Below are 15,820 nucleotides of genomic sequence, written 5' to 3'. Positions count from 1 at the left end.
TTGGACAGCTACTGGCGATGATGAATTTGAAGGAACAGCCTCAATTTATGATATCAGATATAGTTATTTGCCAATTACTGAACAAAATTTCGATCAAGCTAAGAAAATTTCAAATTCTATAGTAATAGAAGAAGGAGGTACAACACAAAATATTTGCATTGATAGTCTTTATTCTCGCACCCCATACTACTTTGCCTTATATGCATATGATGATTTTCAGAATAAATCTGAACTATCAAATCTTGCTTTTGGAGAAACAGAGCTTGAAATTGGAGGTGCTGTGCAGAAAGTTATTCTGACAGAGGAAATGATATTAAACGAGTGGGTACAAGGCGATGCGACTTTATTAGTTGATGAGCAATTTTCAGCAGGAGATCCTGCAAATAATCAAGGAGGAATGGTAAGCAACAGATGGGATATGAATTGTGGAGATTGGTTGTATCCGGGCAGTGCATTTATTGACTTAGGTGCAGACTACTTCATAACAGAAATATTTCTTTTCGATGATGAAGATGATGAAAATGATACAATCCCTGGACCGGTAACAATCTCATTAGGATCACCTTTTAACTGGACTTCATCATATACAGATAGTTTATTGAATTCTAATACTTGGAATAGTTATGTTGTTGATACGCAAAGTCGATACATCAGAGTTACTCTTGAAAATGAAGAAACTCGTTTTTCTGAAATAGTAGTTTATGGTTATGCAATGACTAATATTCAGCCTGAACCTTCAGAAACAGAACATTCAATAGCTCCGATGGAAGAAATCATAGGTGTAAATGCCTTTGTAAATGCCCCTTTGGGAAGATTACAAGTTTGCGGGACTATAAGAGAATACCACAGATGGATGTGGATAGAAGGTAATTTGAGTTCTAGTTATCCAGGGTATCCAAACAATGAGAACGAATGGTATTCTCCAAGTACTGGATGGGATTTCGATAATTTTTATCAAAACATTAACAATATGGGAATTATTTGCAGTCCGGCAGTTCAAAATAGCACTATGTGGATAGCAGAAGGAGAATATAATAGGTTGAACCATAAACCAATTAGCGAAAATGAAAATCCCCTTTCCCCAGAATCATATGTCGAACATGGCGACCATATGTTCCAGTTCGCAGCAAGATATGGTAGTACTCAAATAGATACAAGTTTGTTAAAGCTTAATCCTATACTTCAGCCACTTACTGGTCTAAATTATGTCAGTTATTATGAAAACTGGAATGAACAAGATAGATGGTGGGATGGTCGAGGTGGATTTTTCTTACCATATGAATATGCTGCAATGTCAAGTGCAGATTGTGATGGACATTTAGATTCACTTGGATCATCTATTGGCTTAAAAAATGCCGACCCAAATGCAAAATTCGTGATGAGTGGAATTGCAAATCCTCAATTAGATTACATTAGAGCACTGAAACTTTGGAGCGATTATTATAGGAATGGCGATTTCCCTTGGGATGTTATTAACGTACACAATTACAGTAACGATGGAGGTACTCAATATGCTGGTGATGTTGGAATTTCGCCAGAAGATGATGCCTTGAAAGAGCGTTTGGAAGAGTTTGTTCACTATAGGAACAAATACCTACCTGGAGTGGAAGTTTGGATAACAGAATTTGGCTATGATACACATGCAAACTCCAACCAAAGAGCTCCAGCAATTGGAACTTTTAGTATTGAAGAGGTACAGGCTCAATGGATTATAAGATCGTATTTTGCAATAGCTGCTGCGAAACTTGACAAAGCACATATGTATATGTTAGCAGATGTTGATGTAAATTCTTCTACTAATTATAAAACATCAGGATTGTTGTTGCCAGATGATTCTTTTTGGCTTCCAAAAACTTCCTGGTACTATGTTTATACAATGAAGAATCGATTAAAAGGATTTTTCTTTGATTCAGAAATCCCTTCTGGAGATAATGATGTAATGGTATATAAATTTACAAATCAAACACCTAACATCTCAGTATATGCAGTTTGGTGTCCAACCAGTAATCAAAATACTGTAGAGGATTTTAGCTTGCAGTTATCCCCGAATGAAATACAAGCTTTACTAGTTGAAATGCAAGTAAATAGTACGGTTGGAGTTGAAACAATAATACCAATAAATAATTATACTGTAGATATTGATGTATGCGAACGCCCAGTTTTTGTTGTTGTTACTGATGGAAGCAATTTCCCGGTTATTGAGGGTGGATTGACTAAACTTCTTCTTGATACCTCTATGATGGTAGATGAATCTGGTCATGGAGGTGTAGCGGCTTATGTTGATGAACAAAATATTGCTGGAGATCCATACTTCGGATTTGGAGGTCATCCTTCAAATTCATGGGCAACTCCATATAGCTCTACAACATATCCATATTCTTGTTACATAGATTTAGGGCAAGAGTATAATATTGGTAATATATATATATATGACAAAAATAGTAGTGGAGATTTAACTTTTTCTTATGGTACACCCGGAAATTGGACCCCAATCTTCACTGATCCTTGTCGTAGATATTTAGCATGGATACCTCACATTATTGATATAAACACTCGATACATAAGAATAAGTAAAGAAGTACCAACAGCTTCTGTTGCCGAAATTGTGATATATGTGAAATAGTTGTGAGGTGGTGTAAAAATTAAAAGAAATAAAACTGTAAAGCCGGTAATTTTTCTTTAAATATATTTACATAAAGTCGGGGTGAGAGCACTCTACCTTATGCAAAACCCTGTAATACTGTGCAATCTCTAATTTTAGCAAATATTATCTAAAAGCCAGATAATTAGGCAAATAGCTATAATAGTAAAAATGCAAAAAGTTCTCACTATTGCAATAGATTCAAACAGTTTTAAAAAATGTTGCACAATTGTTGCACAATTTTTTTATCTTTGTAATGAACTTTTTAAATATATTTATTATGGCTTTGAAAATCGATTATTTCATCCGCTCTAAAAAAGAAGCTGAAGTTGCAAAGATTTATATCCGATTTAGCAACGGTAGCAAATTTAACCTAAGGGCATTGACACCAAAACAGATTAATCCAAAATTCTGGAATAATGGAGACAGTGAAGAAGAAGATAATAGAGGGCGAAAACTACCCAAAAAGAAGGGTAAAGTTAGGCAACGAACTGAATTTATAGATAGTGAGGATTTTCAAAATGACTTAAACGACCTTGAAAATCATATCAAAAAATCATTTGAAAAAGAAACCTTTCAAGAGAATATAAATAAAGATTGGTTACTTACTTCAATTGATAAACACTACCACCCTGAAAAATACGAAGACAAAAACCCAAAAACCCTATTTGAGTTTATTCAATACTTCATAGACAATTCTCATAAGAGGTTGAACCCAAAAACAGACAATCCAGTATGTTACAAAATGAGACGTGAATACATCGTTACATTTGACTATTTAAAGAAGTATGCAAAGAAAAATATGGAGCCGGATTTTGTGGATATTGATTTGGAGTTCTACCAAGATTTTATTGCATTTCTTCGAGAGCAGAATTTAGCAACCAACACCATCGGCAAAAAAATTCAGACCTTAAAAATATTTCTGAATGATGCTAAGGAAAAAGACTTGAACCCCTACAATAAATATAAAAGTCGAAGTTTTAGAACACCATCGGAAAAAACCTACAATATTTATTTGAATGAATCGGAGCTTCAACAATTCTATGAATACGATTTTTCAGACAAACCAAGACTTGAGCGGGTGCGAGACACCTTTATTTTTGGTTGTTGGATAGGGCAACGTTATGGAGACTGGAGCAGCGTAACCCAAGACAACATAAAAGGCGATTTTCTGGAGCTTACACAGCACAAAACAGGCGAAAAAGTAGTTATTCCTCTACACTTTACTACTAAAGAAATACTGCTTAAATATGGCGGAAAACTACCTAAATTAATCACTAATCAAAAGTTTAACGACTACCTAAAAGAAGCTGCACAAATAGCAGGAATAGAGGACAAGCATGAGAAAAAGAAAATGACCAATGGTAAGCAACTAATAAAACATGTTCCAAAATATGAGTTGATGGGCTCACATACAGCCCGCAGAAGCTTTTGCACAAATAATTATTTAAAAGGGATTCCTACTATAACGATCATGGCTGTTTCCGGTCATACCACCGAAACAAGTTTTCTCAAATACATAAAAGCAGACAAAAAGGAACATGCTACAAAGATGCTTGAGTTTTGGAATAGGGAACAAATGAAAATAGCTAAGTGATGGAAAAAAGATATAATTATAATAATGACTTGTATTTGTTTGAGCAGTTGATGCAATCCGAAAATCCTAAATTATTGTTTCAGGATATGAAGCGAAACGACTATAAATATACTATTGAAGGAATTTTGGCAATTATTGAAACGTGTATTTCCGATAATCAGCAAGTATTGAATAATTTGTTTCTCGCAAACCCAAATATGAAGCGTAATGAAATTGAAATACCTAAACTTGATAAGGCAAAGCAGTTGAACAAACTTTTTATATTGGAGCAAGTAAATAATGCTGATACTTATTCGCACTATAAATACAATGGTAATACTCCTTATAATTGGACAGTATTTCCAAAATACAATTCAGATGAAAACTATGAGAATGATAAACAGAAATATGATGAAAAGTTTACTGATTTTGAATTTATTATTGACAGGATAAATGATGAATCCGAAAAGATAAAATTGATAAATACAACTTGCGATAAGGTAGATAAACTGTTAAGTAGAAGCCATACCAGAAATTATAAAGAATATTTTCAACAACATATTGAAAAACTTGAAAAACTAAAACCGGAATCTAAAGCAGATGAACCGGAACTAAAACCCAAATTTCAAATTGAAATAATAGGCAATTTCGAGCAATTCAAAAAAGATGCTATAAAACTGTTTTCTCAAAATAATAAGGGTAAAACTATTCTTAACGAAGCAGATGTTCTTTATTGGATAAATCAAAACTTTAAACAGGGTGAAGTAGTGCCGGAATATAAAACTTTTAAGCCTGAATGTAATAATTCAGATTTACACCATATCATATTTTTGTTGCAAAAAAGATATGCAATCCATAAAACAAAAGTTCAATGGTTTGATTGCCTAAATGAGTGTTTTCAAAACCACAAATGTACAGATATTAATAATCTTAAGTGGTATCCTGATAAATCATATTTGAATACTATTTAAACGATACTTTACGGCTAACTTTACGTATTATACGTATTTCTTTACGTATCTGATAGTCAGCCTTTTAATGACATTTATTTGATTTATTTTCGTAATTGAATTTAAATTATTAGTTATGTTATTAAATGAATTTATTAAAGAAAACCCGACCATAAATGTAACTGTATCGGGTGAAGACTTGTTAATTTTTGGTAAAGAAATAGCAAGCAAAACAGCCAGTGAAATACTGGACAAAAAAGAGGAAAAACTCTACACCCCCAAAGAGATTGAAGAAAAGTTTGGAGTTTGCACAACTACCGTTTGGCGTTGGCGAAAATTAGGAATCCTCGAAAGTAAGAAAATAGGCAATCGAGTTTATTTTACTGAAAGCAGTATCCAAAGTGTAATCGAAAAAAAAGGCTGAATTATGAACGAATCACAAAACAGCCTAAATATCTTTCGAAATGGTAAAAACAAAGATAATCGTTTACAGGCACAATTACAAGTTGTATTTGATACACTTTACCGAAAACCCGCAACGATGCTTATGGTATCTGTCGAAACCGGAATTATGCGAGCAAATATTTGTAGGTACATCGACACACTACGAAAGCAAAATAATATTTATTTAATAAGGAAAGGAATTTGTCCAATCTCTAAATATAGTAAAGTCGGATTTTACACAACAAATCCTGAATTAATTCCGGCTAACAATCAACTCAAACTTTTTTAGTAATGAGATTGGCAAAACCGTTCATAATACATTTGCCTGAATCTTTTGTAATTGACTTAAAAGAATATTTGAAAGAGAATCCTCCGAACTATCATTATAAGGTCATGTATTTCTTTTATATTGTTCATTACCTTGCTTATAGAATGCTAACAGCAAAAGAAAATGAAACATTTATTAAAATCAATATGCAAAAATTCAAATCTATAACTGTTTCTAATATAGGTAAATACATAACTATTTTAGAAAATGGTTATTTTTTGAAAGTAGAAAACTATGTAAAAGGAGAACGTTCAAAAGGGTATCGAATTAATAAAAAATATTTACTTGATAAATCTATCAAAGAAATTGCCATAGACCCGAAAACAAATCTTTTTAAAAAAGTATTAAAATATAACATTAACAGGAAAGCTCACTATTCGAGAATGTCGGAATATTTGCGGCTAATGAATAAAGAATTTATGAAATTAGAGTTTGACAGTAATTCAGCTTTACAATTCATACAGAACACTAAAAGCGATAATTTTAAAAATGTGATAATACATCACGTAGCTGTTCAGCACCTTCAAGATAAACGATTGAGATATTTTTCGAGAAGTAAATCAAATAATCGGCTCAACACTAATTTAACAAGTTTATGGAAGGAATTAAGACCGTTTATTGTTGGAAATTATGTAAGCATCGATTTAAAAAACTCTCAACCTTTCTTTCTATCCATATTAATAAATACTATAAATAATAACAACCTACAGCATACTGGTATTATGTATGATATTTTATTTAGAGAAGTTTTGAAGACCTTTGGTATTATTAGCTTAAAGAGAATTTTAAAAAATAACCAAAATCAAAATAAATGCAATTTGGTTAATTTATCATTGATGTTTGAACAAACAAAAATTGGTGAGTTTTACGAATACTTGCAAACAGCAATTGAAGGTAAAAGTAGAGACGAAATAAAAAAAATGGTTTTCCAGATTTACTATTCTCACAACGACCATTACAAAGAAAACAAAAAGCATTTTCAAAAAGTTTTTCCATACATATTTGAAGTTATCGAAATTCTAAAACGAAAGAAGTATAAAAAACTTTCAATCTTTATGCAACAAATAGAGAGCTACATTTTTATAGATTGTATTGCACCCGAACTTGTAAACTCCAATATCATACCATTGACAATACATGATAGCATTATTGTAAAGAAACAACACGAAGCAAAAGCACTTGAAATAATGAAGAGAGTATTTATTGAACAAATTGGAGTTGTACCGACATTTGAGATTGAAAACATTAAAAACCCAAATTAACCCAAAAAACCCAGTGGGATATTGAATTATTAATTAAAATTTCAAAAAATGAGTATTCAAAAAGAATTGGAAATTATTTGCAATGAAAAACAAACGAGAAACAAACGAGATGCCATGTATCTTTAACAGTTAAAAGAAATTATTTACAACGTAAAAACAACTATAAAATGAACCAAATTAGAATTGTTTAACTTGTGGCTATCCTTATTGACTGGGGGCTATCTATTTCTTGAGAGGTTGTTCCTATGTACAACGATGTAGCAACTTCTGTATATTCATGCAAAATTAAAATAATTTAGAATGATTCTAAATATAGTGAAAAAATCACTTAAATTCAATGCAACATGCTTTACTTATCTTACTTATCTTTATTGTAAACAGGGTAAATATTGAAATAATAAAAATATTCAGTTTTTTTGTTGTCTATAAGTTCCTGCTTTCTATAATTATCAGTAGCTCTATCAAAAATAACTTCAACTCTGAATGAGCAACCACTTAATTTTGCTCTAATTGGCTTAATTACATCATATCTCTTTGTGCGATTTACGATTGAGAATCTTTCTTCATCAAAGTTTAACCAAATGTAATCATTCAAAGAATCTACATAGCTATCAACAAACTCTCTTTTAGCAGTTAATGCCTCCACTATCTCGTCAATATTTTCATGGGTTACATTTATTTCGATACTTAGGTTTTTATTGTTGTCTTTAGGCAGTAATCTATTTTTTACAACAAATCCAAAACAAAAACTTGTTGTTTCTCTTGGTTTATATTTCTTTAATAATTGAGTCTTTAAGTATTCAGGACTATCAATCAAGATAGTTAGATTATTATTGAATGAAGCTTCAAGAGAAACACCTTTTTCTGAAATATTTACAACTTTATTTGAAATAACAAATTTTTCTGCTACCAGATGATTATAAATAGTTCGATTCTCAAATGTTGAAATATGACCCTCACCCGAAAAATATCCTTTGAGATAACACCTTAATTCATATTTTTTGTTTGGATTTGCCCATATTTTAACTGAATCACCAGTTGATAGTTGATTTTCATACTCCTTATCCAAATTTTGTAAATATTGTATTTCAATCTTAATATCGCTTGGCAATTTCTCATCATCATTTCGTTGAGAACTTTTTACTTTGGGTATACTGCTATTAGACTTAGATTTTTTATAAATGATGAAAACTAAAATGGCTGTTACAAGAATCGTTAAAAAAATATCCATAATTAAGCGTTTTAATTCTTAACAAATTTATAACAATGTTTGCATAAAAAAAAGAGCAAAATCTAAAAGATTTTGCTTTTTTGTTGAGCTTATCTGCCATTATTCAAGATGGCTGAATTGCAGTATTTTTTTACTATTTCTAAACGATTTAATCAATTATTGCGTATTTTGTCAATTTGTAATTTGAAAGTAGGCTCGTTTATAAAGAAATTAAAAAATATGATAAAGAAATAAACTGAATTTGCATTTTATACTTATGTTAGCCACTATTTATAAAATGAACAAATATTAATATATTTAATTTTTATCTTAAATTTACATTTTTTTAACTTAAAAAGTAATATTATGAAAAGGATTTATTTTTTTTTATTATTGTTTATTATCATCATGTTGTATGGAAATAGTAACGTTTTTTCACAAATAGATGTATCAAATACAGATAGAGAAGATGGATGGTCATTTCAAATTGGTTTATCAACACCATTAGCTGATTTTAGAGAAGAATTTGACGACTCAGATGATGAATTTGGTGGTGCTACATACGGGTTAGCAGCGGGACTTAAATATAATAAACCTGTTAATTCTGCAGGTTTAGATGTTATAGCAGGACTTAATGTATTCTATAATGGTTTAAGTAATGATACAAAAGATAATCTTGAAAACTTACTTGAAGGGGCGGATCATACTTTTTTTCGATATTTCAATATTCCAATTTTTGGTGGATTGCAATATGAACTTCCTTCAGATAATGATAATGTATTTTTTGCTAATGCCTCTATTTTAGCAAATACTCTAATAACTACAGATTGGGTTATAAAGTATGATGGCGAAAAACAAACAATAGAACATGATATTGCTAATAGTTTTGGAATAAGTTTGGGTTGTGGTCTTCAGCTCAATGAAAAGATATCAATATTAGTAAATTACTATAATCTTGGAGAGCATGATGTAGATTATACCAGAATAATAGATAACGAAAAATACAAAGATGATTATAAAATTAAAGTTAATTTAGCAACATTAACTTTAGTTTTTAAAATCTAATAATTAAGAAATAAATCCTCTCAATAATAAGTTTATTGTTTTTAAAGTGCCTACTTATTTTATTAATAAATTACCTTACTATGTCTGAAAAAGGGGAAGACTACATAAAACCAATAACCTCACTGCAGAAAATTAGCACTATTATCTAAAGATAGTAGAATTTTCAGAAACACGAAAAAAGGTGATTATGAAATGAATCTTTGCAAAAACCAGAACCTAAAAGAGGCGGTTTTTTTTAATACTCAAATGGTCTTTTAATCGTGTACAATTAAAATTTTGTCATTTTAAAGCGTTCTTTAAAACCAAAATCTAAAGGGGTCAACATGACTGGAATATACACTGACAATAGAGATAAAAGAGAATAAATCAAGGTTGACCATAGGAGACCCCTATATGATTTCTACTGTATCTTCTCTTATTCAGGGTAGACAGCAAGTTAACAGCAAAATTATTAAAGAAGTATTCATCAATTCACTAAAGGCAAATCAATGGCATGATTTATTTATGTCTTATGAATCTTACATGTCTTCTAAGAATAAAGATAATTGGTAGAATATTAGTATTAATTGACATAATCTATTAATGTTATTGTTGATTTGGTTTAAGAAATAAACAACCATAAGAAATATATTAAAAATTAGAATAGTTTATAAGTGATTAAGTATCAATAACATATGGGGGGGGCAGATAAATTCCTTGAGAGGCGTTTATTTGTACAACGTTGTAGAAATAGCTACGTTTCTATCCAAAATTAGAAAGTTGTAAATTTGCATTATGAAGGATGTTGTTAAATTAAAAAGGAATGCTAAAGGTCAGGGAAGAAAAAAACTTCCTAAAGCTATAAAAGAAGCACAAGGTACTTTACGGAAATGTAGAGAAAATGAAAATGAACCACAGCATGAAGTTTTATTATCTTATCCGGTTCCGGTAGAAATATTAAAATCAGATTATGCGATTGATATTTATGAAAGGGTTTTTGATTATCTAAAAGGGTTTGGAATTACTTCAACTGTTAATATAGATTTAATAATTCAGTATGCTTTCCAGATGAATGTTTGGATGGAATTTGTTAAAATAGTAAACGAAAAAGGTGTAATGTTAAGCGGTAGAGTAGCACCAGCTGTTTACGGAATGAAGTCAGCTGGAGCATTAGCTTTAAAATATGCAGGAGAATTAGGTATAACACCGGCACAGCATTCCAAGTTGATAGCAAATATGCCAGATGAAATTGAAGTTAGCGACCGAGATTTTGCATAATTGCAATATAACAATGCTACATCAAATAGTCTTATTATTGTGAAAACAGTATGAAATTAAAACTTAATATTCAAACCTATTTTATTTGCAGCAAGTTCAACTTCAATTAATTCAGCAACTTTTTTAAATTGTTGATTTGCTGAAATATGACAAATGAAACTGGTTAAACCACAAAAGCCACCCAAGGCTAAAAAAACGGGGGAATCCGAATCTGTCAATACTCCGGTAAATGTTACACCCATTCCTAATAAACCTATTAATGTTGATGCATTATAATAGCTTGTAGCTTTTCTGAAATATTGGGCTCTTGAAACATTCTCATAGTCTTTTATAAAACATGTAATCTTATCATAATCGAGCAAATTTGAAACACTATCTGAAATTATAAAATGCTGAACATAGTTATTTTTTGAGTTAGAAACTAATTTGCCGGTCATAACATTTCCGTTCTTTAGCAAAACAACATCTTGCGAAAATATTCCAAAAGAAATTGATAAAAAGACTAAAATAAGAATAATTTTTTTCATAATAATTAGAATTTTATATTTAACAAAACTATTTATTCTACAATTTATAGCATAATGTAATAGTATTTTTTATTTCGTGAAAGCTACGATTAAATTAAATACAAGGCAATATTTAACAAATCATTTCTAATTAACTATTTGAAAAATCAAAAAGGGCGGAATCCATATTTGGAAACCACCCTTTTTTTTGAACTTTTAGTCATATTTATTTGACTAAGACAAAAATACTAATTGTAAAATTGTTGTGCAAATAAATCGAGTTTTGAAAATTGTTGCACAATTGTTGCACAAATCCTTAATAAAAAAAACCTAACTACTTTTAAAATAAATAGTTAGGTTAAACAGTTGTCGGGGTGAGAGGATTTGAACCTCCGACCCCACGCCCCCCAGACGCGTACTCTAAACCAAGCTGAGCTACACCCCGTACTTTGCTGCAAAAATATAAATTATATTTGATTCAAGAAATTTGAGAAAAGGATATTAGTTCATCTGAAATATTTGATTCCCATGAAAATAATATATCATTTTCTATCTTTTTCTTTTTGCATTTGTTTTTGCTTGTTCTCTTGCTCTTTTTTCAAGTTTTGCAAGGAAACTGGATTTTTTTATGGGTTTCTTCTTTGTATCGCTAAGCTTTTTAAGAATTGCTTTATCATCAACAAATCGTTTGATAGCATACATTTGAGCAAAGGTAATAATGTTTGCTATAAAATAGTAATAACTTAATCCGGAGGCATAATTATTAAACCAGAATAACATCATAACTGGAAACAGATACATCATATATTTCATTCCTGGCATTTGAGCCGATGTATCTCCCATTTGTTGTTGATTTATTCTTGTATAGATAATTGTAGAGATTGTCATCAGTAATGTGAAAAGGCTAATATGATTTCCATAGAAACTGCTTAGTAGAGGAATTTCAGCTGACCAGGAAATTATCGCATCATAGGTTGAAAGATCTTCTGCCCAGAGGAAGGATTTCTGCCGTAGCTCAATTGAGGAAGGAAAAAACCGAAACATTGCAATCAAAATTGGCATTTGCAAAACCATAGGTAAACAACCTCCCATTGGGTTTACTCCAACTTTTTTGTAATATTCCATCGATTTTTGTTGCCGTTCCATCGATTTTTCCTTAGGAATTTTTTTCAGTAGTTCATCAAGCTGAGGTTTCATTACCCTCATTTTTGCAGATGAAACATATGATTTGTATGTTAGAGGGAAAAGTACGAGCTTAATAAGAATTGTGAGAATCAAAATAATTAAGCCATAGTTTGACATAAATGAACCGAGAAAATTAAAAATCGGAATAATTGCAAAGCGATTTACCCAACCAAAAATACCCCAGCCCAGAGGAATTACTTTTTCAATTCCAATATCATATTTGCTAAGTGTTTGATAATGATTTGGTCCAAAATAAAACCTCATATCAAGTTTTTCTTTTTGAGAACCTTTGTATGGAAGTGCAATATTTGATTTAAAATGTTTGAAGTGTTTTTTACTATTGTTAACTTTCTCAGAATCAATTTGTGCATTCAGAAAATAATTGTCGGAAATCAAGATGGACGAGAAGAATTGTTGTTTATATGCTATCCAACTAACTTTAGTTCTTAATTCTTCGGATTCTTTTTCAGACCTTTCGGTTAGGTAGTCTGTCTCATCTTCATAGAATTTGTAATATATTGTAGAATTATCATTTTCCCAATCGCGACCTTTTTCTTGACCGGTAACAAAATAGCTCCAATTTAAATCTATATAACTCGAATTCCCGGCAATTATATCTTTTATGCCAACAATATTTATTTCGAAATCTAGCATATAACTGTTTGGTTCTAGTCTATACACAAATTCAATATATCTATTATTCCCTGCATCTAATTTGTATGTAATAGTTTTTACAGCATTTGTAACAATAATCGAAGGCTGGGATTCACTTGGGGTGAAAAATAATTGATCGGTAGTTATATCGTATAATTTTAGATTTTGTTCTTCATGAAATTTCAAACCAAAAACAGAAGAATCTCCATCGAAAAGAATTAATGGCAAAGAGTCGTGTGTTTGATAATCTTTTAATTGAACTGAATAAGGTTTTCCGCCAAGATTAGAAAATTTAATTTTTATCAAATCATTCTCTAAAGTTATGTACTTTTTTTTGCCAACTGTTGCTTTTGAAAATGAACCGAATTTTTCTGTAATTTGAGCAAATTTTGCAGAATCGTTGGCATTATCGTTTGCGATAGTTTGTTCTCTATTTTCAATCTCAGCTGCTTTTTGTTGCCTTTCAACAGCCTGCTGATGATATACTTGTTCGAGAGAATCTTTTTTTCTCTTTTGTGTTAAACGTTCTTCTTCCGAAGGTTGTGTGAAATAAAAAAATGCAATAAATAGTGCAGCTATTAGTAAAATTCCTGTTAATTGATTTCTATCCATTACTTATTAATTAATTGTCTTTTGATAAATTTATATTTGATAAAAGGTTTATTATTTCAGATGATTAGTTTCCAATAATATTTTTAATGAAACTAACAAATATAGGGTGGGGGTTCAATACTGTACTTTTATATTCAGGATGAAATTGTACCCCTACAAACCATTGATGTCCTGAAAGTTCTACAATTTCCACAAGATTTGAATCAGGATTTATACCTACTGCTTTCATACCTGCTTCTTCGTATAGGGAAAGGTACTCATTATTGAATTCGTATCTATGCCGATGTCTTTCAGAAATAATTTCTTCATTGTAGATTTGTTCAATTGAACTCCCTTTAATAATTTTGCATGGGTACGTTCCTAGACGCATTGTCCCACCTTTTTCATTGATGTCTTTTTGCTCTGCCATAATATCAATGACCGGATTAGGAGTTTTCGGGTTCATTTCAGTAGAATGAGCTTTATCTAAATTCAGAATATTTCTCCCAAATTCTATAACAGCACATTGCATCCCGAGACAAATACCTAAAAATGGTATATTGTTTTCTCGAACATGTTTTATAGCAATTATTTTTCCTTCGATACCTCGAAACCCAAACCCAGGAGCTACAATTACTCCTTTTATATTTTTGAAAATTTCTTCTACATTATCATTATTTATATTTTCTGAGGATATCAGATTGACTTTAATTTTTGTTTTATTTGCAGCACCAGCATGTATTATGGATTCTAAAATAGATTTATAAGCATCGGCTAATTCTATATATTTTCCAACTAATGCAATTTCGGTATGAAATTCAGGTTCTTTTAACTTTGATACGAAATTTGTCCATGGAATTAAAGCTGGGTCTTCTGTGTCTTGCAATCCAAGTTTGGTTAAAACTCTTTCATCTAATTTTTCAGAACGCATTTTCAATGGAACTTCATAGATGGTAGAAACATCTATTGATTCTATTACACAATCGATGGTAACATTGCAAAACAATGCAACTTTTTTTCTAACATCTTGAGTAAGTTCTTTTTGAGTTCGTAAAACAAGAATGTCTGGCTGGACACCATTTTCGAGCAGCATCTTAACTGAATGTTGTGTAGGTTTAGTTTTTAATTCGCCCGATGATGGTAGAAATGGAACTAAAGTAAGGTGAATTACCAGGCAATTCTGACCGAAATCCCATTTTAATTGCCTCAATGCTTCAATATATGGTAAAGATTCAATGTCTCCAACTGTTCCTCCAACTTCTGTAATTACAACATCATATTTCTGACCTTTCCCAAGAATTTTAATCATTCTTTTGATTTCATCAGTGATATGAGGAATGATTTGAACTGTCTTGCCAAGATAATCACCACGACGTTCTTTTTCAATTACTGATTGATAGATTTTTCCAGTGGTTACATTATTAGATTTTGAGGTAGGAATATTTAGAAATCTTTCGTAGTGCCCTAAGTCAAGATCGGTTTCAGTGCCATCGTCTGTAACATAGCATTCTCCATGTTCAAATGGATTCATTGTCCCTGGATCTATATTAATGTATGGGTCTAATTTTAGAATTGTCACTTTAAAACCTCGTGCTTGAAGCAATTTTCCAAGGGATGCAGAAATAATTCCTTTTCCGAGGGAAGAGGTTACACCACCAGTTACAAAAATATATTTAGTTTTTGGCACTTTCAAAAAAATTATATAGTTAATCGGCAAAGTAAGTAATTAATTTTCTTTTGCTAATAATTATTTCTTTATTATTAAATTAACTTGTAATTTTGGCATTTGAAAAGATTATAAATCAATTTGTTATGAAAACTTGTTCTAAAGAAAAAAATGTAGAATTTTGTAATTGTTCGTATCCTTGCAGCAAGAAGGGAATTTGTTGTGATTGTCTTAGTAATCATAGGAAAAATGGAGAGCTTCCTGCTTGCTATTTTCCAGATGATATTGAAAAAGGATATGACCGCTCTATAGAAAATTTCATTTCTGTTTTTCAACAAAGGGGCAGTTGGTTTTAGTTTCTTATTTATATGTATTTGATAAAATAAAAATGCACAACATTATAGCGGGCATTTTCAGTATCATAAAAAAATGAATTGCCTTTAAAATTCAGAAAGTTTATTTTTAGACTTGTTGTTGATGAAGCG

13 protein-coding genes and 1 tRNA gene are annotated in these 15,820 nt (G+C 30.8%); 9 read left to right on the top strand and 5 right to left on the bottom strand.

Annotated elements, in window-relative coordinates; translation table 11 throughout:
- The 6 genes from HN894_11485 to HN894_11460 all read left to right on the top strand — a co-directional run.
- A partial coding sequence (locus tag HN894_11485) for a hypothetical protein (GenBank protein MBT7143948.1) occupies positions 1-2,623 on the top strand: 2,623 nt, incomplete at its 5' end.
- Between the two features lie 298 nt (positions 2,624-2,921).
- Positions 2,922-4,238, top strand: coding sequence for a site-specific integrase (locus HN894_11480; GenBank protein MBT7143947.1), 1,317 nt, complete (start codon positions 2,922-2,924; stop codon positions 4,236-4,238).
- Entirely contained in the window at positions 4,238-5,188 is a 951-nt protein-coding gene (locus HN894_11475; protein MBT7143946.1) for a hypothetical protein, read from the top strand. Before HN894_11480 ends, HN894_11475 begins: the two co-directional genes overlap by 1 nt.
- A gap of 115 nt (positions 5,189-5,303) precedes the next feature.
- Entirely contained in the window at positions 5,304-5,591 is a 288-nt protein-coding gene (locus tag HN894_11470; protein MBT7143945.1) for a helix-turn-helix domain-containing protein, read from the top strand.
- Positions 5,592-5,594: 3 nt separating this feature from the next.
- Positions 5,595-5,900: a hypothetical protein gene (locus HN894_11465; GenBank protein ID MBT7143944.1), complete on the top strand. Its 306-nt coding sequence runs from the start codon at positions 5,595-5,597 to the stop codon at positions 5,898-5,900.
- Between the two features lie 2 nt (positions 5,901-5,902).
- Positions 5,903-7,201 (top strand): hypothetical protein, encoded by a 1,299-nt coding sequence (locus tag HN894_11460; GenBank protein MBT7143943.1) that lies wholly within the window; start codon positions 5,903-5,905, stop codon positions 7,199-7,201.
- A 358-nt stretch (positions 7,202-7,559) separates the two neighbouring features.
- Here the strand turns inward: HN894_11460 and HN894_11455 are convergent, their stop codons facing one another.
- On the bottom strand, positions 7,560-8,432 hold the full coding sequence (locus HN894_11455; protein ID MBT7143942.1) for a hypothetical protein: 873 nt from the start codon (positions 8,430-8,432) through the stop codon (positions 7,560-7,562).
- Between the two features lie 345 nt (positions 8,433-8,777).
- Here HN894_11455 and HN894_11450 point away from each other — a divergent pair, with 345 nt between their 5' ends.
- Complete coding sequence (locus HN894_11450) at positions 8,778-9,476, top strand: hypothetical protein (protein ID MBT7143941.1); 699 nt, start codon at positions 8,778-8,780, stop codon at positions 9,474-9,476.
- Positions 9,477-10,250: 774 nt separating this feature from the next.
- Positions 10,251-10,733 carry a hypothetical protein gene (locus tag HN894_11445; GenBank protein ID MBT7143940.1) on the top strand — a complete coding sequence of 161 codons (483 nt, stop codon included), beginning with the start codon at positions 10,251-10,253 and terminating at the stop codon, positions 10,731-10,733.
- 56 nt (positions 10,734-10,789) lie between these two features.
- Here the strand turns inward: HN894_11445 and HN894_11440 are convergent, their stop codons facing one another.
- The 4 genes from HN894_11440 to HN894_11425 all read right to left on the bottom strand — a co-directional run bounded on the left by HN894_11440 (position 10,790) and on the right by HN894_11425 (position 15,356).
- Positions 10,790-11,260 carry a hypothetical protein gene (locus HN894_11440; GenBank protein ID MBT7143939.1) on the bottom strand — a complete coding sequence of 157 codons (471 nt, stop codon included), beginning with the start codon at positions 11,258-11,260 and terminating at the stop codon, positions 10,790-10,792.
- A gap of 348 nt (positions 11,261-11,608) precedes the next feature.
- Positions 11,609-11,684, bottom strand: a tRNA-Pro gene (locus HN894_11435).
- Between the two features lie 104 nt (positions 11,685-11,788).
- Positions 11,789-13,690 (bottom strand): membrane protein insertase YidC, encoded by a 1,902-nt coding sequence (gene yidC / locus HN894_11430; protein ID MBT7143938.1) that lies wholly within the window; start codon positions 13,688-13,690, stop codon positions 11,789-11,791.
- Between the two features lie 64 nt (positions 13,691-13,754).
- Positions 13,755-15,356 carry a CTP synthase gene (locus HN894_11425; protein MBT7143937.1) on the bottom strand — a complete coding sequence of 534 codons (1,602 nt, stop codon included), beginning with the start codon at positions 15,354-15,356 and terminating at the stop codon, positions 13,755-13,757.
- Positions 15,357-15,481: 125 nt separating this feature from the next.
- Between HN894_11425 and HN894_11420 the strand changes: the two genes are divergently transcribed.
- Positions 15,482-15,691, top strand: coding sequence for a hypothetical protein (locus tag HN894_11420; protein MBT7143936.1), 210 nt, complete (start codon positions 15,482-15,484; stop codon positions 15,689-15,691).
- The last annotated feature ends 129 nt before the right edge of the window (positions 15,692-15,820 follow it).

The sequence above is a fragment of the Bacteroidota bacterium genome, from assembly GCA_018692315.1.
GTDB lineage: Bacteria > Bacteroidota > Bacteroidia > Bacteroidales > JABHKC01 > JABHKC01.
The sequence above is the reverse complement of the archived record's forward strand: the minus strand, read 5'-3'. Positions and strand labels throughout refer to the sequence as shown.